This window comes from Gimesia chilikensis (assembly GCF_007744075.1).
Classification (GTDB): Bacteria; Planctomycetota; Planctomycetia; order Planctomycetales; family Planctomycetaceae; genus Gimesia; species Gimesia chilikensis_A.
The window spans coordinates 5,375,508-5,398,232 of sequence record NZ_CP036266.1; the positions used below are offsets into that span (position 1 = coordinate 5,375,508).

The following is a 22,725-nucleotide window of genomic DNA, read 5'->3' on the forward strand; positions in this document are numbered from 1 at the left end:
AGTTTACACTCTTTTTGGAGCGCCCATTATTTCTGGGGAACTTCAATCTATACCTATTACAAACCCCTCTAAGCCTGCTTGGAGTAGTCTTTTTATCCAAGGCTTCCTTCCTTCATATTCAGCGAAATCAAAGGTTCTCACTGTACCCGGATTAGAATAACCTTGCGGAATATAGGCTTGGATTGCCCTGCCATAAGCCATAGCAAACTCTTCTAATTCTTGCGTCTTCGAAATAAGTAAGTCAATATCCTTATTACTGATTCCAAAACAATTCAATGCATCCTTGTTATTAGCAAGAAAAGCAGTTTGAAATCTGGCATCAACAATTACCTTTGACAAGACTTTTAGTTTCTCAATTTCTGCATCATCTAATGCCCAGCTAATTGTACCATTACAAAAAGGAAGATAATCCCATATACCTCCATACGGTACCCAGATCGCTTTTTTCAGCCCTGAAGGGTCCATCCCATTGACCGGGTTATTCCCGACATAGGCGAAGAAATTACTCTCGCCACTCTCTAAGCCAAGTGGGTCTTCGCTGAGGAATCTCCCCTGGCCGGCCGAATAACGCCGGTTGCGGATCAGGGTCTGGCCGTTTTCGTCCTGGTAGTAGCCGATTTCCCCTTTCCAGGTGAAGGGGTTGACTGTTGTGCCGCTGCTGCTGATCGTTTCGCCGAAGGCCGCGTATTTGTATGCGTCCGTTTCCGTTTCGGATGCGTCTGTCAAAGCACTGGCGGAAGCATTTCCATCATAGTGGTAGAAGCTGGATTCCGCGTCGCGGTACTGGCTGATCAGGTTGCCGTAGGCTTCGGGCTGGTAGTTGAACTGGGCTTCGGTAGTGACATCGTATTCCTGCAGAATGTTCTGGTTGTCCCAAATGTATTTGACCGTCTCTGCATCCGTCTGTTTCTGGACGACGTATTCATCCTGCTTGTTCGTCGGATCGTAGATGTACGTTACCAGGCTGTCGTCCGGCAGTTCGATCTGTGACAGGCGGTTTTCGTACTCCCAGCTGTTTGTCGTGACGTCATTCGTCGGCGTTTCGATGGAACGCTGGTTGCCGTTATTATCGTACGTGTAGGTGGTGATGCCGCTGGTCTCTTCACTGGTAATCAGTTCGTTCGCGGCATCATAGACTGATGTTGTGACTCCCGTCGCAGTCTCTTTCAGCAGACGGTTGCCCACCGGGTCGTAAGCGAAGGTGGTCACATCAGTATCAATGTTTTCTGAGATCAGCTGATCGATGCCATCGTACGTCCAGGTGGTGATTTCCCCCGTATCATCGGTAACAGGCACCATCTCTCCCATGCTGGAACGAACCACAAACACCTTCGATCTGGCTGGTCGTCAAATCGCAGAAACAAATCCACGCGGATTTATCACAACTACTGTTTACGATGCCAATGGCTGGGGCGCTGCAACGATCGACGCCCTCAGTAATCGCACCAGTTTCGCTTACGACAACGTGGGACAGGAAATCGCTGTTCAGGATGCGCTCGGCAATATCATTACCACAATTTACAGTGCACAACGACAGCCGCTCGTCACCATTAATCCACTCGGTTTGCGCACAACCATTACCTATGATGCCCTGGGACGAAAATTAACTGAAACAAATCCCCTGGGAGAGCTCACCACTACGATCTACGATGCCGTGGGGAATGTGTTGACAACCATCAATCCTTTGGGAAATCGGACTTCAAATACCTACGATGTCATCAATCAGCAAATCAGCCAGGAAGATGCCGAAGGGAATACCAGTGAAACGATCTATGACTTGGCCGGCAACGTGATCACCTCGGTCAATGCCAATGATGACCGCACATCCTTTGTCTATAATGCAGCTAACTATAAAATGGCACAAATCGATGCCAAAGATCATCGCACGACATATGGCTACGATCCCGATGGGCTGTTGACATCCATTGAAAACCCACTCGGTGAAATCACATCCATGTCGTACGATATCGCCAGCCGGAAAAAGGCTCAGGTCGATCCCCTGGGACGAATCACCAGTTATACCTATAATTCTAATGGCCAGGAGATCGGCAGGCAGTATAGTGATAGCACGCGCGTCACGATGTCTTACGATGCGAACGGCAATCGGATTCAGTTACAGGACACAACCGGTGACACCAATTATGCTTATGATGCTCTCGATCGCACTGAGTCGGTCACAAACCCCGACAGTCAGACCGTCACTTACAGCTACGACGCTGTCAGCAATCGCACCTTAATGGTCGATCCCGATGCCGGGCAGTTTACCTACAGTTACGATAATCTCTATCGAGTCGAAACCATTCAGAATCCGGAAGGCGATTCCACCAGTTTTGTCTATGATGATGCTAACCGGCCGATCACGAAATATCTGGCGAACGGTTGTTGGGCATCATTCACCTACGATGCTGCCGGGCAAGTAACGAATCTATTCCATCTCAAGTCCGATAACAACGTTTTCTCGGCGTTCACTTATACCTATGATAAAACCGGCAATCGAACACAAGTGGTCGAAGACACGGGTGACCGAGTGACCTGGACCTACGATGATACGTACCAGCTCACCCGAGAACACCGTAGCGGCACCGATGCCTATAATGTCACCTACACCTACGATCCTGTCGGCAATCGGCTGACTTCGGACGATGGAACCACCATTACCACCTACGTCTACGACGAAGCCAACCGGACCAAAACTACCGACGATGGTACCGTGGTGACCACCTATTCGTTCGACGCCGCGGGCAATCAGCGTACGGTGGAAGACTCAGACGGTGTGACCACTTATACCTGGGACTTGAATAACCAGAACACAGGGGTCGAAAAACCGAACGGGGATCTATTCACATTCACCTATAACGGCGACATGGTTCGCGTGCAGTCCGAAGATCCCAACGGGACAACAAAATTTATCTACGACGAGCAAAACGTACTGCTCGAAACTGATGATCTGGACGCCACCCAAGTTGTCTACACACTCAATCCCCGAGAGTTTGGGAATTTGATCAGCCGCTACGATGTTGTAGCCGCAGATTCGGATATTTACCATTATGACGCTTTGGGCAGCACAGTGGCGTTAACCGATTCATCTGAAGTGGAAACGGACACCTACGTCTATTACGCCTTTGGAAAAATCAAATCATCCAGTGGCACAACTGACCAACCTTACCAGTGGGTAGGCCAAATCGGCTACTATGCTGAACCTGAACTGGACCGCTACCACATTCGTCGCCGTGATTTTGGTCCTGGTTCTGGACGATTCCTCTCTCAAGACCCGGTACGAGATGATAAGCAGAACCTGTATCGATATGTCAAGAATAATGTAGTTAATGAAAGTGATCCGAGTGGACTGTACGATGAAGCGGGACATTTCTACACCACGTATATAGTGGCAATAATTGTTGGATACTCAGCTGATGATGCTTTTAAACTTGCTTATTATTCCCAGTTGCCTGACGAGGTTGGTGAGCATGAGGCAGTGCCAAACGTGTTAGATATTCCCAGAATCGAAACAAAGAAAGCCGTTGGTGAGATTGAGAGTGTCGCGAATCCCTCAAGGTTATCAAAAACAAAACAACAAGCCCTCCGAGAAGAACAATTTGCATATAACGTAATTGAGATAATCCACTCGCTTCATGGAGGAGGTCCAAAAGATGTCAGGATTCGGAAAGAAAAGCTTAAGAAGTTAATTATAGATTCAAAACGTGAACAACGAAAAATATGGGAAGTTGGTTATATCATTCATGCTTTTGGGGATGCTTATGCTCACACCTTCGTAAGCAACAATCAAGAAACCAGAGTTAAACAACCCCTAAGCGAAAAAGATTCACCTCGTCATGCATTTAGTGCTCCATTAGGACACCTAAATACTGGCCCAATAAACACAAGTGATTACGGCCATGCCCCAGATATAATTCCTTACGACATTGAAAATTACGTTAAATATGTGAATGCACTTGCTGAGGCCCTCGCGAAACGAAGAGGGGGAAGGGTTCCCGAGAATAAAATCAAACTATTTCTTGATAAAGTTCGATCAACTCTAAAAATATCATATGATGGAGGTAAATCAGCAAGATCTGGCATGAGAAGTATTGCTTGGAATGATTATGGTTATAAAGACCAAAAATTAAAGTTTTACGATCCTGAAGGAGCAAGTAAAAGATTAGAATCAATTTTACCAACACCTACATATGAACAAGTCGAAGGATTAGTTTCTGATTTAGTATCTGCGATATATGCTAGAGATAATCAAAAAATTCTGGAGCGAACCTTTAAGGGCGTAGGAGATAACGTTTTTGAAGGGCCGTCGCTATTGGATCTTTTTAAGGATCAATTTAGGAAGAAATAGAATTGTTATGAAAATTTTGATAATTCTACAGCTTTGGTTATCTCTATTATTAATATCACCGCGTTTGGTAGAGACTCATTTAGTTGTAATGGCTAGTCCAGAAGTACAGCCAAATAGAAAAGAAATTCTCTTGCAGAAGAAAGAGGCAACTACTACCCCTAACAAACGGGCTAGCCAGGCAATAGAAGAACTAGGGGGGACTGTGCAATATGCCCAGTCCGGAAAAACTATTGTTGGAATTCATGTTTCCAATATAAAGATAGACAATAAGATTCTATCTCTTCTCAAAGGTTTACCGTCCCTGCAATTACTCATCCTCCAAAAAACCACATTCACACCTCAAGATCTGCAACAATTAAGTCAAATAAATTCTTTAAAAAGATTGAATCTATTTGAATGCAAATTAACATCTAGAGATATCGATGTTCTGGCTCACGATTTCGATCTGGATTATCTTGGGCTAAGTGCTACCAATCTCACCGATGAACAGCTAATGCTTTTAAAAGATGAAACTAGCCTGAAGAGTCTTGATTTAGCCTATACCAAAATTTCAGATAAAGGATTAAGAGCTCTCAAAAACCTTTCTCAGCTAAAATATCTTGATCTGACTAAAACGAAAATTTCAGATGCAGGATTAAGCGAGCTGAAATCGCTATCTAGCCTCCAGATCTTAGATCTTACCTGGAATCGAATTGATGGTCAGGGTTTAGAATCGATTGGAGAATTAGGCCAACTGCGTCAACTGTATCTAAATGCTACGCTTATTAGTGATACAGGAATCAGCCATCTTAAATCTTTAACAAAACTGGAACTGCTTGATCTTGGAAATTTAGAGATTACAGATAGCACTTTAGATACTATTGGCTTACTACAAACATTAAAAACGTTATCCCTCAGTGGATCGAATATCACTGGTAAGGGTCTTCAGAAACTCAACACCCTATCAATGCTCGAGGACTTGTATCTTAGGAAGACGGATCTCAGAAATAATGACCTGATATATTTAAAACCATTCGACAAACTTGAACGCCTCAATCTTAGCCAAACGAAAATTACAGATGCAGGATTGCAGCATCTTGAAAAATTAACAAATCTTAAGTTTCTGAACCTCTCCAATACAGACATCAGAGATCCTGGTCTTATTTTTTTGCGGCCTTTAAATAAATTGAATACACTTTATTTAGACCTCACTGAGATTTCGGATATAGGTCTGAAAGAGGTCGGACGACATGTCCAAATTGAGAAATTGATGTTAAGTCATACTAATGTGTCTGATAAAGGGCTAGCATATCTCGACCAGATTCAGAATCTTCAAATACTCTATCTGGACTATACCGAAGTGACTTCTATGGGATTGGTATACATTAAAAAACATAATAACTTAAAAGTTCTTAGTCTACTTAGAACAAAAATCAGTGATTCAGAAGCAGCCTTGTTCCAAAAAATGCTTCCCGATTGCGAAATTCGTCATTCCCAACTCAGAGAGTAATTATGAGACAAAGTTGTATTACTTTATGTTTCATATGATAAGGTGCTGTAAAATGATAAGACACAATAATCTCGACTCTTAAAATTAACTGACTTGATGAGATAACACTAACATTGAATTATAAAACACAAACATGAAAATTGCCTTCGGTCTCTTAATGCCGGAGTTTGTTCCTTGGCAATAGATTAGTCAGGATCAAGCAGCGGAAATTGATACCGACTGGAAAGCTCTACATCAGTGCGACTGTGTCAATTCTCATGCCCCCCTTTCAAAATATTTCGTATGATTACATATGTCGAATTCCTGGATTATCATCTCAAGTTTACGATTCCCCGTCAGCTCAAGCACAAAACGAATTACCTCATTTTCAGGTCTAGTAATGCCGGTGACCTGCCTCAAAAACCTGTACCAGGTCTTATGAAGGTTGGGTTAGGTAATTTCGCTGTGCAGTTGGAATGAGGGCGCAGCCCGATTGTAAACTGCACAGCGACTCGCAAACTCTGCCGGGGTAACATATCCCAGCGAACTGTGTGGGCGTTGCCCGTTGTAATCTTCCTTCCAGGCAGCCGTGAGGCTGCGGGCTGTTCCCAGACTCTCAAACACTTCGACTGCCAGGAATTCATCCCGGAATCGACTGTTGAAACTTTCTGCATAACCGTTTTCCCAGGGGCTCCCGGCTCGATATAAAACGAGTTGATCTCCAGTTGATTCAGCCAGCATTGAATTGCTCTGGAGACAAATTCCGGACCGTTGTCACTCCGGATGCACTGCGGCACTCCCCTGGAAGAAAACAGTTCAGCCAGAGTATCAATCACATCCTCGCTGCGAATGCTTCGATCAACCTTCAAAGCCAGACACTCCCGGGTAAATTCATCGACTATGGAAAACCACTTCAGGGAACTGCCCGAGGCGGTGCGATCAAACACAAAATCCCAGCACCAGACATGATCTTTCTGTTCTGGCCGCAGCCGGTGACAGCCATTACGGGAGTCACCGGTCCTGCGACGTTTTCTCTTCTTTTGAGGCACTTTCAGCCCTTCCCGACGCCATAAACGGTACACACGGGTGAAACTGGCCTGCCAGCCTTCCCGCTGCAGTAGCCTGGCGATCCGGCGATAGCCGAACCGGGGCCGTGACCGCACCAGTTCATACATGCGTTTGACCAGGGACGGCTCATCATTGCGTGGGCTCGACTGGTAACGCTGAGTGGAACGTGGCTGATCCAGAGCCACACAGGCTGTAACCGGCCCACAAAATACACCTTGACGGCTGTAGTATTCTGAATGTGTTTCAACCACCAGCATATTCAGGAGCAAAAGCGATGCCCGCATCCCAGCCAACCCCGCGTGCCGACCAGCGACGGAACCCGAACCGTGAAGCGTTCTGGCGACAAACCCTTTCAGACCGACTGCAGTCCGGACTCTCGATCCGTGCCTTCTGCCAGCGTGAGGGACTGAGCGAACCAGCTTACCACTACTGGCGACGGGAACTGAAAAAACGGGATGCCGAGACAACCGCTGCAGCTTCCTTTCTTCCCGTTGAAGTCCAACTCCCTGCCACGCCGATTGAAATCGTGTTCTCACAGGGCACCACAGTTCGCGTCGGAAACGGCTGTGATCGGACCACTCTCGAAACCGTGCTCGCCGCGTTGGAGCAGCGCACATGCTGAATCTGCCGACCCGCATTTATTTCTGCACGGTCCCCACCGATATGCGAAAAAGTTTCGACGGTCTGCTGCGAATGACCGAAGTCTACCTGCAGCAAAACGTACTCGACGGGGGACTGTTTGTGTTCCTCAACAAAAAACAGGATCGGATCAAGCTGCTGTATTGGGACCACGATGGTCTGGCCATCTGGTATAAACGGCTGGAAGCGGGCACATACCAGAGTCTCTCCAGCCCGGAAGGCATACACGGCCTGCAACTTTCCTCCACCGATCTGGCACTCCTGCTGCAGGGCATCGACCTGACCAGTGTGCAGCGCAGAAAACGCTATCAGATTTCAGAAAAAGTATCGACTTCATAAAAAAACAGTTCCCGCCTGACAACGATTATGTTAAGACGAGGAACATGAACCAGAAACGATCCTCATTGCCGAACGACGTCCAATCCTGCCATGATATGATTCACCAGTTGGGTGAGACCGTGGGAGAGCAACAGCGGGAAGTCGAGCAACTCAAACATTTCATTGATCGGCTACTGCGACAACGCTTTGGTGCCCGTTCTGAAAAGATCGCCCCCAATCAAATGAACCTGTTTGACGAACCCGATACTCCAGAGGAAGCGGCCGAGCCCGAGGACGATGAACCTCCTCCCACGACGGTTTCCGCACATCGCCGTCGTGGCGGCGGCCGCAACAAGCTACCCGATCATCTGCCTCGGGAACGGGTCGAACATGACCTGACCGACTTAGAAAAACGTTGTCCCTGCTGTAACCAGACACGGCAGCGCATCGGAGAGGTTAGCCACGAACAGCTGGAATTCATTCCTGCCAGCCTTAAAGTGATCGAACACGTGCGTTTCAAATATGCGTGCCGGAAGTGTGAAGAGCATGTAGCACTGGCTCCTGCTCCTGTCCGGCCGATTGCCAAAGGCTTCGCCGGCCCCGGCCTGCTCTCGACGATCCTGGTGGGGAAATACTCAGATCATCTCCCCCTGTATCGTCATGAATCCATTCTCAGCCGTAACGGCGTACAGCTTTCGCGGAGCACGATGAGCCGCTGGGTACTGGAAACTGCGGAATTACTGCAACCACTGACTGATCTGATGAAAAGTCGCGTTCTGCAATCCAGTGTTGTGCATACGGATGATACGACGGTTCCGGAACGTTTCATACGAGGTTTGATGTCCGAACTACGGTCCAGAGACGGAAAGACTCTGTTAAATTCAGACGTCACGGTTCTTAATTCATCCAAACAGCAACCTTTAGATGGTTGCTGGCTCAGAGTCCAGGAGCCAATTAAACACTGTCATCAAAAGCTCTTTCTTGAAGAGATGATATCACGCAATGATTTTGCGCGTACGGCTCCCCCGAATCGTATTGAAGGTGGCTACGTGAAATTGTGGGGAGTTCTGTTTCCGGAGGAAGTTGGCTGGCGAACTGAGGGGGAAGGCTGGATTTTCCTGTGCGTGTTCAATGTAAATCAAACGAAATTGATCCGATTTGATCAACCCATGAAGTCCCCAAAAGGCCCGAAAAATAAACGAAATAGTAAACGGAAGAAACGAAATTGATAGATTCAAATCAAGCTTATTTTTCTCGGCAGGGGCGTGTCGGCAATATGGATGTCATGGTAAGGACACCGGAGTTGCAGACAATGAGAGAAAAATCGATTGCCGTCTTTGGCGTAGGGTGCCTGGGATCCATTAGTGTGCTTGAATTTGCTCGCGCTGGCGTTGGCAACTTGAGATTGATGGATCATGACTTCGTAGATCCGGCTACTATGGGGCGTTGGCCCCTTGGGTTGATCGAAGCTGGGCGATATAAAGTGCACGCAATTTCCGAGTTTCTTAATAGCAATTACCCATCGACACAGGTGACCCCAGTTCTCCATCGCATTGGGGGTGTTCGGGATTGTTCTAACTCAGACTCCGATAATTCGGTCATTCAGAATTTTGTATCTGATGTCTCCTTAATTTTTGATGCGACTGCGGAAATAGGTGTGCAGCATTATTTATCAACACTGGCACGAGACCTGGAGATTCCCTACATAGCCGTATCAGGAACATATGGTGCGTGGGGAGGGAAGGTCCTGTCAATCATACCAGACAAAACCGTAGGTTGCTGGATGTGCTATCGATATGCCTGCAATGACGGTACCATCCAAGAACCGCCGTCTGATCCTCAAGGAAATGTACAACCTCAAGGCTGTGGTGAAGTCACATTCACGGGGGCGGGGTTTGATATGGCAGAAATTTCGCTTTCTGGTGTTCGTACTGCAATTTCCACACTTTGCAATCAGCATCGGGATGGTTACCCCTCTACTCCTTGGGATGTCTTAACAATGGCATTCAGGGACGATTCAGGGCAGCTTATTGTCCCAAAGTTCACAGATTACCGACTGGAACGCCATCCAGAGTGCTCCCTATGTCACAATTAATAGATAAGCCGGATATAATTTGGATCGAAACGTCAACCGTAACTGAGTTAATCTCTGAATGCGAAAAAACGACACCGAATGAAACTGGGGGCGTGTTGATGGGTTATTGGGGAAGCCCAAAAGCTGAGCCAGTCATTACCCATGTCATTGGACCCGGGCCTGCTGCAATTCATGAACCCTGCCGTTTTGTGCCTGACCACGATTATCAGCTAAATGAAATTGCCAGAGTTTACGAATTAAGTCAAAGAACTCTCTGCTATTTAGGCGACTGGCATTCCCATCCTGGCGGCACAGGGAACCTTAGCTACCGTGACCTTTTGACTTTACGTCGGATCGCAAACAGTCACACTGCGCGTGTTGATTACCCTTTAATGCTGATCGTGTCTGGAGGATCAAAGTGGGAATTAAATGGGTGGCAGTATGAAATTCATAGGAAATGGTTCTGGAGCTTCTCTGGGATACGATCAATGCAGATTACTACTTATGAATAATCTGGAATGATGATTGTGATCACTTGCATGAAGGTGTGGGGGATTGTGCTCAAGTTCAATGAAGGTTTAGTAACCATTCTCTGAAGAGAACCAACTATATACCTTCATTGGGTGATATTGCAGCATGCCCTTGTATTTCAGCCACTTACGAGAACGCCAATCGGCGGATAATATTGTAAAAAGGCTTTAATATTACGATTCGGAACCATTAATTGGCCAGCCTGGCTTCTTCTGTTTTAACGATTCACGATTTCCGGGGAACTTCAGCGTTCTAATTGAATACGCTTTGAATACGGTTTTGTCATTAAAAACGATTTATAGTATTTTGACTTCGAATATAGCAAGCTAGTATTCAGCACGTATAGATTAAATTGATGAGACACTGATTTTTTAGCTGTTCGCGAAAACGTATAATAAAACGGACACTGCAAGAGTCCTAAGAAGCTACCCGAAAAAATCCTGATAAATATTAGTTATGCAGTAAAATGTTGGATCACCTCCTCACTCAATTAATTGCCGATCCCGAGAACACCAAACTTGTATTCATGCCAATCTCCCGCCTCCTGGTCGGATCCGTTTGTGCGATCGGAGATATTCGTATTCTTCCCCCCGGCGAGATTGATATCGGCAAGTTTCGTCCCATACCCAATAAAGAACTACCTGCGTCAGGACAAAGCATATCATATTTTGCTGGGCAAGATCTTCGAGAGATAAAGACATCCGCAACCGGGTTCAACTGTGACGTGCTCGCGAACACGCCGTTGGTCGTATTTACTACACAAATCGATTGGAACACGTTTCTTGGTCAGGATCACATATCCGACCTTGAACTCATAAAGCTATTATCGGCAACTGCTGAGCGTGCGTTTGACCTAATACGATTCCACTTTTGTCGCTTCGATTTGCCGGACACCTTGCCGGGCAAGGTGGGCTCGTGGTTTGGTTCCGGGACATTTCTTGGCGCAATGCTCTACACCCTTTCCGATAATGAGAGCTATTTAATTGCTGGTGAGGCAATTGATTGTTCAATTGTGGCAAAAGGATTGGGACTAGACCTTAACGTGAATCTTCCCGACAAACAGCTGACGGTAAATGATGGTGAGGTGGCAAGCGTTGCGATTCATGGTCTATCACTTTTATCAGACGTCATGATTGCAAGCAACGATACAATTAAATTCGTTCGAGCAATGACATTGCTTGAGTTCCTTGCAAATCCTGATGAGTTTAAGAATTGGAAGTCACTCAAGGGAGATATTATCTGCCACTGCGCGTCCAACAAAACTGAATATCACGAACTTGCGTATCGCTTCAGGGAGTTAACATCTTTAGAAGACGCTACTGGCAAACAAATCGGCTTACGCACGCTGGTAGTGCATAACGGACGATTTCTTACTGATATAGTTCCAGACCCCGATGATCGACGATCACTGTTTCGAGAACTCCAATCATTTGCCTCAGGTGTCTTGGGTGACATGCTAGAAAATGCAACGATGAGTTGGAGCGAATTTGAAACCTTTCGGTCTGAGAAAAAGCAATCACTCGGAGTCTAACAAGGCTGCATAACAATCCAAATGAACTGGAGCGGTGGTGGCCAGAATTCATGGATCTAAGCCAACTCTCGCTACTTGGTGATGGCGATAATTATTTCTTCGGATGTCTGGTTATTCGACAGTTAAAACGGTTTCGCACCACTTCGATCTGATCTGAAATTGATTATTACTAGTCCGACTGCTCATTTTGTCTGCGAAACTCATCGTTTGCAGTACAGTAATTTTTAACGAAAAATAAAACGGACACTATAAGCGTCTTGAGAAGCCATACATTTTCTCGGAACACCTTTCGGTCGGTCTGGTGGATTGGTGAATTCACCAAAGCGTATTCACATTGTGTCAATTGATAACAAGCAGAAATTCTGATAGATTTAGACAGAAATATATTCTGCCTATCAATCAGTTAGCATGTAGGGGCTGGTATGAGCAAATACCCGATGGATCGCGAATTAAACCCGGAAGAGTTTGTCGATTTCATCTCCGACCTGATTGTAGACATGAAGGCTGGTCTGCCTGAGGTCGCCTCGGAGTTCTATGAAGCCAGTGGACGAGGGGCGATTGCGCTTCAATTCCAAGATGCGGTGACACCACAGGATCGTCGGATGGGTATCGACTACGTTACACCCGCCCGACTTCCCGATCACAAATATTTAAAGCAACTAATCCAGGAGTACGACCCAACTTCTGAACTTGTGGTATTTGCGACAACGAAGAACGGTCAAGTTCAATTCGTCTCTCATCTTACTTTCGCAGAGTTGCAGTCGGCCCCGGAGTGAGTGAGCACTACCACTGCGAAATATGTGTGCTTGCACAATTTGATTACATAGTTCAATCTAAGTAATTTACAATCGCAGGTTTCATCGCCCCCGAAATGAGCCTGTTTACAACCCGGTCAACCCGAGCGGTAAATGACGCGGCTTTTTGAAATCACAGTCACTTGGCCACCGCCGGTTTACCTCAGGCGTTAGGTGGCTTTGAAGCACTGGGGCAGATATTGACTATCGAGATCGATCACATTTTCGTGTTCACCGTCTTCGGTGCGCCGCAGGCGAGTCGCCTTATCAAGTTCGATCTAACGGAGAAGCGATCGAAAACGAAGGTATTTTTTGCCTGATTATGAAAAAATGAAGAAGCAAAGAAACTGCCGTTTCAACTGTTTGCGTATCATTGTTTCTTCTAGTTGCTCAAGCAGTGTCATTGTTGTACCCCTTGCTCAATTTTGTATTTCATAATTTGAATCAATTATCTTTAAAACGTTATACAGTAGAGATTTATCGCTTGAAATCAATAACAACAAAACTATCATGTACAGTATCAATGTGTGTTATGAAACCCGTAGGACATCATAACTGTACAAAAACAGTCGATTTGCGCGTATTTGTTCCATATCAGCATCTTATTTGAACAAATCCTTGGAATTGAATAAATATTTAACCCCATAGAGACGTACAGCACGTGAACGTCTTCGGACAGCCATACTTTCTGCAATTCTGCGTCCCGTTGATCGCAGTAGGCGCTTCGGTATTCCTGAAGTACGTCACACGAAACGATGCGCATAAAAGCTTTCGCAAAGAAGATTTGGCTGTTGGTCTTGATGTATCTGTGACCGCATTGCTGCTTTTCATTGCAGCGGGATCGAAAATGACGGCACAACTTGCCGCGAATCCACAGGATACTGCGCTGCAATCCAAGCTCGCGGGAGCGCCGTGGATCATTGCGGCATTCACAATAGGGATTTGGGGAATATCTACGCTTGTTCGTAAGGCCGGATGGGATGGCGAAGATCAACTAAAACCGCTCTGGGGAATCGCTGTCCCAGACATCTTTGGAATAATCTCGCTGCTGCTAGTAGTGAATTGGATTTCGTAACATGAATCGATGGTTCATCAAACACTTGACTCACAATGTCTCAATGATCATACCAGTGCTCGCAGCATCAGCGTCTCTGGTTGCATTGATGTCGTTCTTTCTCAAGGATATTGGATCATCCACGACATTTCCGCTTTTAACTGGTGTGGTCGCGTCCATCACGGGAGCAGCAGTCGCATACGCCGCGGCGCTTGCAATGAAAACTGTCTCGCGCCAAGCTCCATCCGTATTCATCTCATATTCACATCAGGACACCGCCTTCACAGACAAACTGGCTAAGTCCCTCAAAGATGCGGATGTTGACCCGATTGTCGATCGGCTGGAACTGAACGTTGGCGATGATATCCGCTCTGCCGTGGACGACATGATCGATAGATCAGATTACTTTCTATGTGTCATCTCAAAGAATTCGGCAAAATCTGATTGGGCAAAGAAAGAGATTGAACAAGCTGTAAGAAGGGGCAAACGAATCTTGCCACTCGTCCTTGATGCTGATGCTATTCCAGAACCGCTATCTGGTGTCTACTACGCCGATTTCACCAATGAGTTTGATGCTGGACTTGCTCAACTCCTCAAAACCCTACAGAGATCAAAAAGGTAGCAAATCTGTGAACCAGGATTGACTCGCTTTTTCGTTCTCAATGTTATTTCCTTCTTTTACAATTCGCACTTGTTCATCCTTTGCTCAGTTGGTCCGCTAAACAGAAAAAAACTATTGACTGTGGATTGTCGCTACGAAAACGAGAGCAATCATAGTGCCCAATAGAACGATGGTATCCACATTGATAAAGGCAGAACTCAAGTCACTGCACGATATAGCCCTTGGGTAGATGAAATCAGATCTTCGCCTCGACGCTTTCTTGCAAGAGACGCGTTTTGCCGATCTCCACGCACGAGGAACTGAAACTATCACCTAACCCCAAACGAACATTTTCGAGAAAACATCTTACGGTCGGTTCAATGGAGCAAGTTCACATTGACCTTAAAATTGCCGAAATTGATGCAAACGAAGTGCGTTTGAGAGATGTCGAATCGCGTTCGAAATTCAATATTCTCCGATTCGAGTCTCTCTCCCTAACGATTTTCTTCATTGCAATTTCCTCTTGACTCTATCATCCTTGGTTAAACAGAATTCTTGAAAATCCACCCTTAATGGGTTAAATTGATATAGTTCTGTATAACTCTAGTTAGCCAACAAAGGTGGAACTCCAAGAGTGTCATCCATATTCATTAGCCATAACACCAAGGACAAGCCGTTTGTCCGCAAGCTTGCAACACGCTTGAGTGAAGAGGACGTCGTTGTTTGGCTGGATGAAGCTGTCCTTAATATCGGCGATTCGCTTATCGAAAAGATCAGCGAGGGAATTCAAGATATGGAATTCGTTGCCGCAATTATCTCGCATAACTCGATTGCTTCGTCATGGGTTCAAAAGGAACTCAGCCTCGCGATGTCTAAAGAGATCAAGGGGCGTCAAGTTGTCGTACTACCGATCATGATAGATGACTGCGAACTCCCAGAACCGCTGCGTGACAAGCTGTATGCAGATTTTCGTGACGTGAATGAATTTGAGACGTCGACCGTGAAACTGCTGAAAGCGATGGGCATCACCCCAAGAACTGCAGCGGTGGGGGGCCCTGAATCCAGCCGTCCGGCCAATCCAACAATGGCACAAGTCGACAAGTTCACGGATCTTCACATCATTGGCGTTGATAAAGAACAGACATATAATCCTGATCCTCGAAAAGCGATGTTCAACGTGTATTTGGAACTTTCCAGTTTGCCCCCAAGTGGTTGGGTTCAGCTTTTCGCCCAAGAACGTTCGTTCCCGCGGCATACGATGTGGCGTCGTGCATGGCTCGAAGGCAGGTACATCGTCATACATTGTCCGATTGATGAGGTGGGCAAGCATCACCTCACTGACCTTAAACAAGACGTTGCAAATACAAATCGCAAGTACCGGGAAGTGCTTGCCAAACACTTACAGCAAGTTGCGCGTGAACAAGAACGACAACGCATTGAAGAACAAGAGCGAAATAACCATCTCGATTCACTAGACTTCTCGTGAAACGAGTTGGCTAGGCTAACAATAAATGTTCCGGAGTTTTCGTTCGGGCAGAGTCTGAAATCAACGTCGCTAGCGGTAACCTCGGGGTTTTAGGCGTTACCCGGCTGCCCCTGGTAAAGCGAGACTCAACGGAATGAAGCCACACGATTTTCAGTCAGGCTTCGCAAACTTGATGCGTCACCCACTACATCCGACTTAGGGAGATATCTATACTTGGGAGCAGCAATCCCAAAGCCTCATCCGCATTAAAATGCCATTGTCATTTGTTCCCACATCTATTGACTCAAGTAATATCGATGCTTATTGTATTTTTGTGCTTGGCATCATAATACAATTGGAGACTGAGACCATATTGTTAGTTTTCGAATGAAAATCGCGGGTAGTTCCTCACCCCGCATTTTTTCGTGAAGGAGTATAAGATTCAATAATCGTGGTTCAGAATGGCCACGAAACGATACAACCAAAATGACGCGCGAGCGTCAAGAACTGCTTCCTCAGAAACGACCAACCTGAGCTCAAAAAAGCTCTTGAATGTACAGAAGCAGTGCTTGTGCCGCGCCCCGTACGGGGCGTTGGCCAGGTACTGTTCTGTACGCCCCTTGGTCGGGGTCTGAGGAGCGGGCCTGGTCCAGCGTCCTATTTTTTTGCTAACCAGCGTTATCGACACTCGCGATCCTCAGTTTCTCATTAGCTGAAAAGAAATGAGAAGTACTATTGATGGGAGTGAGTGATATGGAATTCCAAGAGGTTGATTCCAAATGGTGGCTGGCGAATAGCGATCAACATGAGGGGCCGTTCTCTGTAGAAGAAATACTTGCTCGGGTGGCTCAGTCCGACTTGAGAAACGATCAACTGGCGTGTCCTGTCGGAGGCAGTGAGTGGAAACCGCTCAGAGAATGGGACGCATTTGCTGAAAAGATAGATGACTCTGAACTGATCCCCCCTCCCCCTCCGTTACCGTCACAAAAACCTGGCAAAGCTCCCTGGAACCCGACTCATCTCTGGTACCTGGGACTTCTTTTCAGCCCACTATGGCTGGGAATTCTAACCGCCATTAACAGCAAAAGACTGGGACTGAAAATATCAATCTGGGGTCCCTTGGGATTGGGGATAGGCTGGCTTGTCGCTGACATCTTTTTTGATCAGTTCGTTGTAAGCTCCCTGATTGTCTCGGTATTGCTGCTGGGGGGATTTGCGTTCGCTTGCTGGTACATATTTCTTGAGAAACAACTGAACCAGTTTGAATCGAATACGGCGTCCAACCAGAGCCCCGGTAGTTGGTTAGTCCCTTGCCTTGCCGGATCTCCGCTGGCTCTGCTTCAGTTGGCTGGGATTGCCGTTGCATTTCTTCCAACTGGTCCACGGGATGTCTGTAGTGAGTTTCTAGCCGCTGATACTCCCGATGAAGCAAAACAATATGTCACATCTAACATGATGCCGATTATCCGGCAGTTCGAGCTTCTCGAAACTCTTGCCAAACAGCTTCCAGAATTACAGGAAGACGAAGATGAGATTGAATACTTTCAACTGACTGACGAAGCTGAAGCTGCTCCCAATGTCGGGGGATATTTAGTTGGCTACCAATCTACGATGCCTGATGAAAATGGTGGTACTTTTACATTGGATGGCTATTTTCATTTACTAGAAGTGAAAGGTGAATGGAAAATCGACAGCTGGATCATTACACAATTTAATAATCAGCCTCTGGATAACGGTCCCACATCGATGTTGACTTTTTTCAAGGGTATCACTGATGAATTGCAGCGACAGATTGATCAGAAAACTTCAATCGAAAAAGGTAAAAGCCCGCTAAAACGAGATTACTCATTTTATAACTATGGGATCACACCGACAGACAATTCTCCGCCGTCCACTCCTGTGAAGCAAGAAGACTCACAGCGCAATCCCGCTCCCAAAGACGCAAAGAAAAAGACCGAAACCAAGAGAAACAATCTTCCTGCTCTGATTGTGTCATTTCTCCAAAGCATCTTTGGTGAAACAGGAGGCCGTATTGTGTTTATTCTCATCATCATAGGGGTGCTCTCCTACAATTGGAGAAACAGTCGCTCTTGATTCAGTCCCAGGAATGCTACCAGAAAATCTGAATCACAGATTAGATATATTTTTTATTGCGGGACTTCATCGATGCCAGAGCGAACAGTTGAACCTAAGTGGTGGATTTCGAACGGTAGCAAACCAGACGGCCCATTTGACATTGACATTATACGCGCACGAATCAAGGCTCTCGAGCTCTTTCCGGATAATCTCGCCTGTCCGGTCGGCGGTGATGAGTGGAGACCACTTAGAGACTGGAAGGAAGCATTTGGAGACGCAATTTCTGTTGCTGTATCACGACTTCCACCACCTCCACCGCTCAATTCCACAAATGATCGTATACAGGCGAGTTCTGCTCCTGAAGAGCTAACTCTTCAACCAGGTGGAGAAAGGAAACCAATCGCAGAAAACACAGAGGGGCAGCCTATTACCTCATCTGAATCTCCCCCCAAGATTGCCTACGGAGCAAATGTCACATTCGAACCCTATCTCCAGAATATCCTGGATCTAAAAAAATACGTGCAACCGGGTTGGATCTTATACCTAATGATAATGGTTCCGTTTTTTCTACCAAACTTTGGTTCGACTCCTGGCAGTCCCTGGTTCATTGCCATCGTTGCGACGATCTTCGGTGGCATCCTCTTCTCTGTTTTGATTCAACCCCAGGAAAATGATTACGGGATCGCGATCGGTGCCTTCATCTTTACATTCATCATTGGGTTACCGTTACTCTTTTTCTTCCAGGAGATGGCTACCAAATATGCAGGTACTCCATTTTCGGAAGTCATGAAGACCGGCGGAGGGCGTTTCAAAATCTTTCTCTGTTTAACCTGGTTAATCGGAAATGGCTACAACCAGATCTCTCCAGATGATCTGGGAGCGAGCCTACCTTTCTTTTACCATTTTGTTGCAATGTTCTCGAGTGTCGCTTTATGCGAGGAAGTATTGAAATTCATTCCTGTAATGTACGTGGCAAAATCTACCGCGGGAGACTGGAAGCAGAGAGGCTTGTTCGTGGGAGCCCTGTCAGGGCTCGGCTTCGGTATTGTGGAAGGAGTGATGTACCATTCCCAGATGTATCAACCCCAGGAAATGCCGCTCTCGATCTATTTGCTGCGATTCTTCTCAGTAGCAATGTTGCATGGCTGCTGGACAACAATTTCTGCAGCCTGTTTTTATTATCTATTAGAAAATCCGGATGATTATTCTCATAAACCGCCAACAGACATCTTTGAATATACGTTTTTGATTCTAGTTTCAGTATTAGCTTCGATGGGACTGCATAGTCTCTATAACGTTCTCGTTGCGCGGTCGTTGTTTCTGGGTTTACTAATAGCATGGTTGACTGTATTTATCACTGTGCGATTATTTGACTCTCGACATGAGCCCCAGAACCTGCATTGTGCGGATCCAGCTTAAACGGAGTGATCCGCCTGTTTCCTTTGGCTGGTGCAACCAATCCCAGGCCTTGGAACACAATCGGCCCACTCTCGACGGCCGATCAGTTCGAAATCCCTGAACGGTATGGCTGCTGCCGCCACTGTGCCTGTGCGGTATCCAGGCACAGCAACGTGGACGTCGCTGCCCCTGATGCCAGCAGATTGTACATTCTGTACTGCATGTCTCATTCAATATTGACGACGAATTCACCGCTTCTCGCGACACAGACACCGTTCTTGACAACGAAACATTCCACCCAATGCATCCCTGGGAATTTAGTTGACTCAGTTCGCTGCTTCCCGGACTTGTTACTCTCGTAGAAGTCGCCTCGCAACTGGCCAGCTCTGGCAGCCTCTAGGCCAGTATTAACCACCTGCCAATGCATTTTGTATGGCTTCGGCACATTCGTGTTCGCCTCGAAACGCAAATCAACACCTTTAGGCAGCGGAGAGGAATTGCTGACAAATGGTATCGGTCTGAAGCCCCGTCGAGTGTAGCGTGCTTGAACCGAGGCCGAGTATCTCGTACTGGATACATGCCATTGGGGGGCCTGTCGGTGCCCAACATCAAAACGCAGAAACCCTCTGGTAACACGACCGAATAGAGATTGCGGTTGTTGGTGTGCCCCGGGCATCGCTCCTGAATACTTATTTGCAACCCGGCTGCCTGCGGAAGCACCGAATGCCTTCTGCAATCTGTCACTCAGTTCCAGTGGAGTAGCTGCGTTGAGAAGCTCATCAATGTCTTCCTGGACCCAGTGCAGCCACTTGAAGAATGCATCAGGTTTGCGACTGCCGGTTTCATTCCAGCGATCAGCAAAATTCTCATCCGGATTCACTGGGTTCGGTATGTACCATTGCTCGTCAATGCACTTGATCACTCCCGTGTCGGTGTAGCGCTGCACCCGGTCCAGAAATGTGGCCAGCGTTGAAAAAACGTCGCTTTCTTGTGCATAGCAAGTGGCTGCCAGCGTGGTAATGATCATCGAAATCGGCTTGTCACCTTCAAGATCGTCTCCCGAAAAACGCACGTCTCGGTGTCGCTTCAGGATCTGAATCGCCCTTTGCAGAGGCGTCCGCACCAACTGATCTGGAACGTCATCGACGCTGGCGAAGATGTGCGAGTGCTGGCGTTGAAGTTCGGTTTTCCGCAACGCAGCCACCCGGGTAAAGACCGGCCGCTGTCGTCCGAAGAACCAGTCAGCGTAACCAGCAGGATTAGTGGACCCCCAGCCGTATACTGCTCCATCGTCGTTTCGGTCCGTGAGGCTGACGGCCTTCAGGCCGTGTTCCGTGCCGGTCAACTGGTGCGGATTCGGAATACAAGGCAGGACATCTAGATGAAATCCGATTCCATCGTCCTCGGCGTACAGCAGCGTCCAGCACCGGCGTCCTTCCTTAGTCAGGAGTTTTTTGTAGGTGCCGTGCTCTTTCAGGCGATCGCCCACCGAATGTTTCACCTGCCGGGCCGAAGTATCACCCGCCCGCACCGGCAAATTGCACACCAGATCGATGTCGTATTCTGCTTCAACTCCGCCCCGCAGCGGTTTTACGACCGTCCCCAACCGAAACGATCCCTGGGGATAGATGACCGGTGTGGCGACAACGGCTGGATACTCGCCGTCTTCCAGCCAGTTGCCGACACTGGTGTATCGTTCCACCGCTTCCTTGTACTTCGACGGTGGAATGTCGAGTTCTTCGGCGATCTCCCGCAGGAGCGTATTAACAATGAGGATACGGTTGTCAGCCATAATTTCTCCGCTTAGTTAGGTATTGGAAATACGAAGTGCTCGACTGAATCCCCCCGTGCTCCGATTCTGGTCGTAGACTTCGATCGGTAGGTCTGCTTTGGGCATCCACACGCGCCCGACCTCTATTGCACAAGCTACGGGGACTGCCGGAAACAGATGAAGTTCCGCTTCTTCGCCGTGTTTTTTCTTGATCTCATTGAAGACAAAACGTAGCGTCTCCCTGAATTGCTGGAGCTGCTCACGAGACTTAAGGAAGTCGTTGCCCGGGTTGCTGTGCGTTATGGTCCAGCAGGCCGCTTGTTCACCGACAATCGGCCGGACGCGATCCAGCACGACGTCAGCACTGAGCCCGAGTATGAGGGCAACCGTCTGAGATGTCTCATCACCGTCGCAGCCCACTTCATATTTAAAAGCGTCCGGGTTTTTCTGCCAGCCCCAGTCCGGCGGTTCGCGATGTAACTGAAACACATCTGTTGCTGGAATATCCGAAAGCAACCTGCCAAGCTCGATCAGCAGTGGTATCGGCGCCAGCCCGAAGATCGACAGATGCTGGATATCATCTGGCCTGAGCCGGGACTTCACCTCAGTCTGGAACTGCCGCCGCAGATGTTCCGATTCCATTTCCCAGTAGCGATTTTCAGCATCACTGATACTGCGATTGTTAAGGCTCAGCTCTATGGGCCTGGGATTCGCGGGACTACGTTCCGGAACCAGTGCAGCTGCTGCTTTCTGGAAAGTGAGCGGCACGTCGTGATCACCGATACGTGCACCGTACAAGACGATATGTGACTGCCGGTCGGGAGCGATAGATGTCACCAGTTCGATACGTTTCTCGTGCTCGTCCTTCATGTGTCGGAGACGATCTACCGGGTGCCCCTCAACATCTGCAATGTCCACCAATCGATGATGCGCATCGCAGAGTAACATCAGGTTGCTCAGATCGCTTTTCAGCTTCTCTGACAGCACTGGATCGCCACGCGGCCCTCCAGGCTTGTCAGCAATGATGTGGGCAATGTATGCCTTATTAAACTCAAACTGCGTCAAACCGTCTCGGTAGAGTGCAAGATTACAGCCGTCGTACTGGCAGCGGCCAGCGGCTTTTCCCCATAGGCACAGCTTAGTCGGATCGGGAATGTAAGTGACTGACATAGGATTTTCTCTACTAAGAAGATGCAAAGGCGACGACTGACGTTTCAGTGTTTTTTGTCTTTCGGCGGTACTGGATCGTTGCCATAGCTGTCTGAATCCCGGATCTGGCCATTCGGCCGGTGGATGACCAGTTCGGTTTGTTGTTTCTTTGCAAGTTCTTTACCCGCTGTGATGGCGTCGGCCTGAGTCGAGTGTAACGATGATGCTCTTTGAGCATTTTCCCGCTTCAGTGCCCAGCCTTCTCCTTGTGGAACAACGTGATAGTCCTTCTTCGTCATGATCGCGCCTTTCGAAGTAATGAGAGTGACTGTGCGAAGATTCGTAATCGAATCGTCGCAACGAATATATATTCAACTATAACGAATATACCAAATGCACCAACTTATTCAACCCCAGCGAACAAGAATCTTGCCAAGACGAAT

General features: G+C 47.3%; 20 protein-coding genes and 1 pseudogene. 15 read left to right on the plus strand and 6 right to left on the minus strand.

Annotation, left to right across the window (positions count from 1 at the left end; translation table 11 throughout):
* Positions 1–42 precede the first annotated feature (42 nt).
* A complete protein-coding gene (locus HG66A1_RS20390) occupies positions 43–1,323 on the minus strand; it encodes an RHS repeat domain-containing protein (RefSeq protein ID WP_197996709.1) in 1,281 nt (426 codons plus the stop codon).
* Between HG66A1_RS20390 and HG66A1_RS20395 the strand changes: the two genes are divergently transcribed.
* Both HG66A1_RS20395 and HG66A1_RS20400 read left to right on the plus strand, forming a co-directional pair.
* The gene (locus HG66A1_RS20395) at positions 1,307–4,345 is read left to right on the plus strand and encodes an RHS repeat domain-containing protein (protein ID WP_197996710.1); all 3,039 of its coding nucleotides are present in this window, start codon (positions 1,307–1,309) and stop codon (positions 4,343–4,345) included. The genes HG66A1_RS20390 and HG66A1_RS20395 overlap by 17 nt on opposite strands.
* Positions 4,346–4,352: 7 nt before the next feature.
* Entirely contained in the window at positions 4,353–5,834 is a 1,482-nt protein-coding gene (locus tag HG66A1_RS20400; protein WP_145188185.1) for a leucine-rich repeat domain-containing protein, read from the plus strand.
* A 429-nt stretch (positions 5,835–6,263) separates the two neighbouring features.
* Here the strand turns inward: HG66A1_RS20400 and HG66A1_RS32845 are convergent, their stop codons facing one another.
* Positions 6,264–6,554, minus strand: coding sequence for an integrase core domain-containing protein (locus HG66A1_RS32845; RefSeq protein ID WP_409999485.1), 291 nt, complete (start codon positions 6,552–6,554; stop codon positions 6,264–6,266).
* Positions 6,512–7,165: pseudogene (locus HG66A1_RS20405) on the minus strand (DDE-type integrase/transposase/recombinase); the annotation flags it as partial. The gene HG66A1_RS32845 and the pseudogene HG66A1_RS20405, both read right to left, overlap by 43 nt.
* Here HG66A1_RS20405 and tnpA point away from each other — a divergent pair.
* The 13 genes from tnpA (at position 7,156) to HG66A1_RS20465 (ending at position 19,383) form a co-directional block, all read left to right on the plus strand.
* The gene (gene tnpA, locus HG66A1_RS20410) at positions 7,156–7,503 is read left to right on the plus strand and encodes an IS66 family insertion sequence element accessory protein TnpA (protein WP_145188191.1); all 348 of its coding nucleotides are present in this window, start codon (positions 7,156–7,158) and stop codon (positions 7,501–7,503) included. The pseudogene HG66A1_RS20405 and the gene tnpA sit on opposite strands and share 10 nt — an antisense overlap.
* Positions 7,497–7,859 (plus strand): IS66 family insertion sequence element accessory protein TnpB, encoded by a 363-nt coding sequence (tnpB, locus tag HG66A1_RS20415; protein WP_145188194.1) that lies wholly within the window; start codon positions 7,497–7,499, stop codon positions 7,857–7,859. The genes tnpA and tnpB overlap by 7 nt, the downstream gene beginning before the upstream one ends.
* Positions 7,860–7,903: 44 nt before the next feature.
* Positions 7,904–9,067, plus strand: coding sequence for a transposase (locus HG66A1_RS32465; RefSeq protein ID WP_232106626.1), 1,164 nt, complete (start codon positions 7,904–7,906; stop codon positions 9,065–9,067).
* Complete coding sequence (locus tag HG66A1_RS20425; RefSeq protein ID WP_145188197.1) at positions 9,064–9,933, plus strand: HesA/MoeB/ThiF family protein; 870 nt, start codon at positions 9,064–9,066, stop codon at positions 9,931–9,933. Before HG66A1_RS32465 ends, HG66A1_RS20425 begins: the two co-directional genes overlap by 4 nt.
* Complete coding sequence (locus HG66A1_RS20430; RefSeq protein WP_145188200.1) at positions 9,921–10,424, plus strand: Mov34/MPN/PAD-1 family protein; 504 nt, start codon at positions 9,921–9,923, stop codon at positions 10,422–10,424. Before HG66A1_RS20425 ends, HG66A1_RS20430 begins: the two co-directional genes overlap by 13 nt.
* Before the next feature lie 485 nt (positions 10,425–10,909).
* The gene (locus HG66A1_RS20435) at positions 10,910–11,974 is read left to right on the plus strand and encodes a hypothetical protein (RefSeq protein WP_145188203.1); all 1,065 of its coding nucleotides are present in this window, start codon (positions 10,910–10,912) and stop codon (positions 11,972–11,974) included.
* Positions 11,975–12,411: 437 nt separating this feature from the next.
* Positions 12,412–12,750 carry a hypothetical protein gene (locus HG66A1_RS20440; RefSeq protein ID WP_145188206.1) on the plus strand — a complete coding sequence of 113 codons (339 nt, stop codon included), beginning with the start codon at positions 12,412–12,414 and terminating at the stop codon, positions 12,748–12,750.
* 161 nt (positions 12,751–12,911) lie between these two features.
* Positions 12,912–13,088, plus strand: coding sequence for a hypothetical protein (locus tag HG66A1_RS32105; RefSeq protein ID WP_197996711.1), 177 nt, complete (start codon positions 12,912–12,914; stop codon positions 13,086–13,088).
* Between the two features lie 341 nt (positions 13,089–13,429).
* Complete coding sequence (locus tag HG66A1_RS20445) at positions 13,430–13,843, plus strand: hypothetical protein (protein WP_145188209.1); 414 nt, start codon at positions 13,430–13,432, stop codon at positions 13,841–13,843.
* 1 nt (position 13,844) lies between these two features.
* Positions 13,845–14,444 carry a toll/interleukin-1 receptor domain-containing protein gene (locus HG66A1_RS20450; protein WP_145188212.1) on the plus strand — a complete coding sequence of 200 codons (600 nt, stop codon included), beginning with the start codon at positions 13,845–13,847 and terminating at the stop codon, positions 14,442–14,444.
* Positions 14,445–15,057: 613 nt separating this feature from the next.
* Positions 15,058–15,909 (plus strand): toll/interleukin-1 receptor domain-containing protein, encoded by an 852-nt coding sequence (locus tag HG66A1_RS20455; protein WP_145188215.1) that lies wholly within the window; start codon positions 15,058–15,060, stop codon positions 15,907–15,909.
* 732 nt (positions 15,910–16,641) lie between these two features.
* Entirely contained in the window at positions 16,642–17,982 is a 1,341-nt protein-coding gene (locus HG66A1_RS20460; protein WP_232106875.1) for a DUF4339 domain-containing protein, read from the plus strand.
* 72 nt (positions 17,983–18,054) lie between these two features.
* The gene (locus HG66A1_RS20465) at positions 18,055–19,383 is read left to right on the plus strand and encodes a PrsW family glutamic-type intramembrane protease (protein WP_145188221.1); all 1,329 of its coding nucleotides are present in this window, start codon (positions 18,055–18,057) and stop codon (positions 19,381–19,383) included.
* 205 nt (positions 19,384–19,588) lie between these two features.
* Here HG66A1_RS20465 and HG66A1_RS20470 read toward each other — a convergent pair whose 3' ends face one another.
* The 3 genes from HG66A1_RS20470 to HG66A1_RS20480 are packed head-to-tail and all read right to left on the minus strand — an operon-like array spanning position 19,589 to position 22,581.
* On the minus strand, positions 19,589–21,154 hold the full coding sequence (locus tag HG66A1_RS20470; protein WP_145188224.1) for a nucleotidyltransferase: 1,566 nt from the start codon (positions 21,152–21,154) through the stop codon (positions 19,589–19,591).
* A 15-nt stretch (positions 21,155–21,169) separates the two neighbouring features.
* A complete protein-coding gene (locus HG66A1_RS20475) occupies positions 21,170–22,303 on the minus strand; it encodes an SAVED domain-containing protein (protein WP_145188227.1) in 1,134 nt (377 codons plus the stop codon).
* Between the two features lie 44 nt (positions 22,304–22,347).
* Entirely contained in the window at positions 22,348–22,581 is a 234-nt protein-coding gene (locus HG66A1_RS20480) for a DUF2188 domain-containing protein (RefSeq protein ID WP_145188230.1), read from the minus strand.
* Between the last annotated feature and the right edge of the window lie 144 nt (positions 22,582–22,725).

Excerpts from the sequence above, each read along its gene's own strand:
- HG66A1_RS20395 (WP_197996710.1), top strand. The coding sequence starts at position 1,307 with ATGCTGGAACGAACCACAAACACCTTCGATCTGGCTGGTCGTCAAATC.
- HG66A1_RS20400 (WP_145188185.1), top strand. The coding sequence starts at position 4,353 with ATGAAAATTTTGATAATTCTACAGCTTTGGTTATCTCTATTATTAATA.
- HG66A1_RS32845 (WP_409999485.1), bottom strand. The coding sequence starts at position 6,554 with ATGCTGGCTGAATCAACTGGAGATCAACTCGTTTTATATCGAGCCGGG.
- tnpA (WP_145188191.1), top strand. The coding sequence starts at position 7,156 with ATGCCCGCATCCCAGCCAACCCCGCGTGCCGACCAGCGACGGAACCCG.
- tnpB (WP_145188194.1), top strand. The coding sequence starts at position 7,497 with ATGCTGAATCTGCCGACCCGCATTTATTTCTGCACGGTCCCCACCGAT.
- HG66A1_RS32465 (WP_232106626.1), top strand. The coding sequence starts at position 7,904 with ATGAACCAGAAACGATCCTCATTGCCGAACGACGTCCAATCCTGCCAT.
- HG66A1_RS20430 (WP_145188200.1), top strand. The coding sequence starts at position 9,921 with ATGTCACAATTAATAGATAAGCCGGATATAATTTGGATCGAAACGTCA.
- HG66A1_RS20435 (WP_145188203.1), top strand. The coding sequence starts at position 10,910 with ATGTTGGATCACCTCCTCACTCAATTAATTGCCGATCCCGAGAACACC.
- HG66A1_RS20440 (WP_145188206.1), top strand. The coding sequence starts at position 12,412 with ATGGATCGCGAATTAAACCCGGAAGAGTTTGTCGATTTCATCTCCGAC.
- HG66A1_RS20450 (WP_145188212.1), top strand. The coding sequence starts at position 13,845 with ATGAATCGATGGTTCATCAAACACTTGACTCACAATGTCTCAATGATC.
- HG66A1_RS20460 (WP_232106875.1), top strand. The coding sequence starts at position 16,642 with ATGGAATTCCAAGAGGTTGATTCCAAATGGTGGCTGGCGAATAGCGAT.
- HG66A1_RS20465 (WP_145188221.1), top strand. The coding sequence starts at position 18,055 with ATGCCAGAGCGAACAGTTGAACCTAAGTGGTGGATTTCGAACGGTAGC.
- HG66A1_RS20470 (WP_145188224.1), bottom strand. The coding sequence starts at position 21,154 with ATGGCTGACAACCGTATCCTCATTGTTAATACGCTCCTGCGGGAGATC.
- HG66A1_RS20475 (WP_145188227.1), bottom strand. The coding sequence starts at position 22,303 with ATGTCAGTCACTTACATTCCCGATCCGACTAAGCTGTGCCTATGGGGA.
- HG66A1_RS20480 (WP_145188230.1), bottom strand. The coding sequence starts at position 22,581 with ATGACGAAGAAGGACTATCACGTTGTTCCACAAGGAGAAGGCTGGGCA.